General features: G+C 39.0%; 3 protein-coding genes. 1 reads left to right on the forward strand and 2 read right to left on the reverse strand.

Features of this window, described 5'->3' with window-relative positions; genetic code table 11:
- The first annotated feature begins 175 nt into the window (after positions 1-175).
- On the forward strand, positions 176-424 hold the full coding sequence (locus ACUVXA_RS19135; protein ID WP_445872889.1) for a hypothetical protein: 249 nt from the start codon (positions 176-178) through the stop codon (positions 422-424).
- Here ACUVXA_RS19135 and ACUVXA_RS19140 read toward each other — a convergent pair.
- Together ACUVXA_RS19140 and ACUVXA_RS19145 are read right to left on the reverse strand one after the other, a co-directional pair.
- Positions 417-1,715 carry a M20 family metallopeptidase gene (locus tag ACUVXA_RS19140; RefSeq protein ID WP_445872890.1) on the reverse strand — a complete coding sequence of 433 codons (1,299 nt, stop codon included), beginning with the start codon at positions 1,713-1,715 and terminating at the stop codon, positions 417-419. The genes ACUVXA_RS19135 and ACUVXA_RS19140 overlap by 8 nt on opposite strands.
- Before the next feature lie 146 nt (positions 1,716-1,861).
- Positions 1,862-2,701 (reverse strand): transglutaminase-like domain-containing protein, encoded by an 840-nt coding sequence (locus ACUVXA_RS19145; protein ID WP_445872891.1) that lies wholly within the window; start codon positions 2,699-2,701, stop codon positions 1,862-1,864.
- Positions 2,702-2,884: the final 183 nt, after the last annotated feature.

Genomic DNA, 2,884 nt, shown 5'->3' on the forward strand with positions numbered 1-2,884 from the left:
CCTTCATAAGAAAACTGGAAAAATCAGCCACAAAAATCTTATTTAAGAGCGAAAAAATTTTATATCAGAAACTTATTTCTTTCCATAATGTTTTTGAGTAGGTTAACGTAAACTTAGCTCTATATAAGTTCCATACAAGTTTTGAGGAAAAAAATTTTAATTAGAGGGTGTATTTATGAAGCCTCCGATATGCTATATATGTGATAAAGATTTTCGAGATAGTGAAGAAGGTGGGTTAGTCTATTTTAAAAAACGTGCAAAGGACCATGAGTGGGATAAAAAAATGGAAAAACTGGGAATGACCGATCAACCGCCTTATGCGGGATGGTTCTGCGGAGAACATTACGAAGAAGCGAAAAAATTGAAAAATTTGACTATTGATGAAGCAATGAAAATTCTAAGAACTTTATTTAAGGTCAGGTAGTAGCTAGGAAATCCATCGCAGCGAGTGCATAAACTTTCGTAGCCTCGATCAGACCCTCTATTGGTACGTATTCATTAGTTCCGTGTGGAGTTTCTGAGCCTGCTCCGTAGCAAATGCTCTGTATCCCCTTAGCGCGGAAGAATCGGGCGTCTGTGCCTCCAGTGTGTACAAATAATAAAGGTTCTTTGCCGGTGACTTTTTGTATTACTCTTTTCATCAGGGGAACCAGAGGTGCATCAAGCTTCTGGTAGGAGGGGTCAAATCTGAGTGTTTCATCTATGGTTATACCTTCTATCCCTACAGCCTTTAGGTTTGGATATTTTTCCCATAATTTGTTATTATAGTCTTTTCGGATTTGATCTATTTCTTTTTTAACTAGGTCATAGTCCATTCCGGGAAGAATTCTTATGTCTATCTCTGCTTCGGCGTTGGCAGGGACAATATTGACTTTTTCTCCACCCTTTACTATTCCCACATTTACGGACAGTCGGCTATACATGTTGTTGAGTAATTCTCTTGGAAATCCTATGCTTTCAAGTTGTTTTAGGGTTGGTTGGACCACTTCAATTATTTTATTGAATTCAGCGGGAAGTTTTCTGTCAACTTCTTCAATCTGGTAAAGATCTTCAAAGAATTTGTAGAGCATGTCTATGGCGTTAACTCCTAGGAATTTCACGCTGGCATGTGCTGGTATTCCGCTGGCCTTCACGTTCAGCCACAGAATACCTTTCTCTCCCACACATAGTGTATTGAAGGGTGAGAATTCGCCCACAATACATGCATCCCCATCTAAAACACCCTTATCAACGAGGTATCCAGTTCCCAAGTATCCACCCGTCTCCTCATCTGGAACAAAAGCTAGAACTAGGTCTCCTCCCAGGTTAATATCTTTTTCCGCTAAAATACTGGCAGCCACCATAGCCGCTCCAACATTCCCCTTCATATCTGCAGCTCCTCTGCCCACAATACGTGATTCAACTATTTGGCCTTCCCAAGGATCGACAGTCCACGCATCTGGTTTGGCTATGGGCACCACATCAATGTGTCCATCCCAAATAAAACGGCGATCACCATCTCCTTTTAGGATCCCCACTGCACTAACTTTTCCTTTTTCGGATTCGTAAAGTTTCACTTTTAACCCTCGTTCAGAAAGATAATCCTTTATAAAATCCGCACAATCACTTGTGTCTCCGGGAGGATTCACGGTCTTATAACGGATCAACTCTTGCACTAGTTTAATAACATCATCTCTTCTTGAATTAACTTCTTTCAAAACTGTATCAGTACTCAATTATATCACCTCACAGAACTCCCAAACAGAAATCCTAAATCAATCTAAAAACAATATTCTTTCTTCATAATTAGAGGTAAATCATTAAATTAAAAGTTGTCTTTTATGATGATAGAATAATGTGTCAGATTAGCTCGAACTACAAGTTAGGGTGGAATTTCTTTTACGTATTCTACGTCGGTTTCGTTTATTTTTACCGGTGATTTTTTGAATTTTTTGTGTGTTTTCCATGAGATTTTTCTTGAGGGGTAGTCTGATTGCTTTCCCATTTTGCATCTGGCAATGTGTTTCTTACTTATGGCTGCGAAGAGGTTAAGAGCGGGGTCGAAGGGAACCCATCCCGCCTTGGGTATATAGGCTTCTGCCCAAGCATGGTTTTCAAATCTCTCTCTGTTGTTAACAACTAGACCTACAACTCTTCTGGCGGGAATTCTACAGACCCTACAAAGGGTTATGAAGAGATCTGATAATTCGTCGCAGTCACCCTCCCTCATTTGGAACGCAGCCACGGCTCCTAGCCGGTCCTTCCGTTTTTCCCGGAATCCTATTCGTTCTTGAACCAGTTTGAAAATGTTTACCAGAAGACTTAGCATACTGGGACTCACAGATAACAGTTGCTCGGATAGGGCGATAATGGTTTTGTCTCTTGTTTCCCAATACCCCTTAGGCTTACAATATTCTTGGATTAAGCTCCCCACATAATCCTCTGCACTAAATTTGGGAATTTTAAATCGCATATCCCGAGTAATAACTCTGAAACCTATTCTTAAAACAATTTTTTCTCGGGGTTCCAAGCCTCCTATTTTGATATAGGCATAGTGGTTACCCTCCTCCATCCGCATATGTCGAAATTTGGATAAAATTCTTTTATTAATATCTATTTTTTGGTGAGAACTCTCGGTGAATAATATCCACCTCAAATTTCCTTCTGAAACCTTAATGCCTCCTACATTTTCAATCTCGGAGATGAGCCCTACCTCAAACAAGCATTATCGCCCTCTTAACCAGATTGAAGATAATTTGAAGATAATTAAAATAGAATTAAAAATAATGACTTTTTTATCTTTCTCAACTTTTAATCTTAACAGGAGCCCGTTTTTGCTTTTGGTTTTCTATGTTTTGATTCCCTATGAGGAAAGATTAATATAATACTATGTATAATATAAATT

It is taken from the genome of Candidatus Jordarchaeum sp., assembly GCF_052745115.1.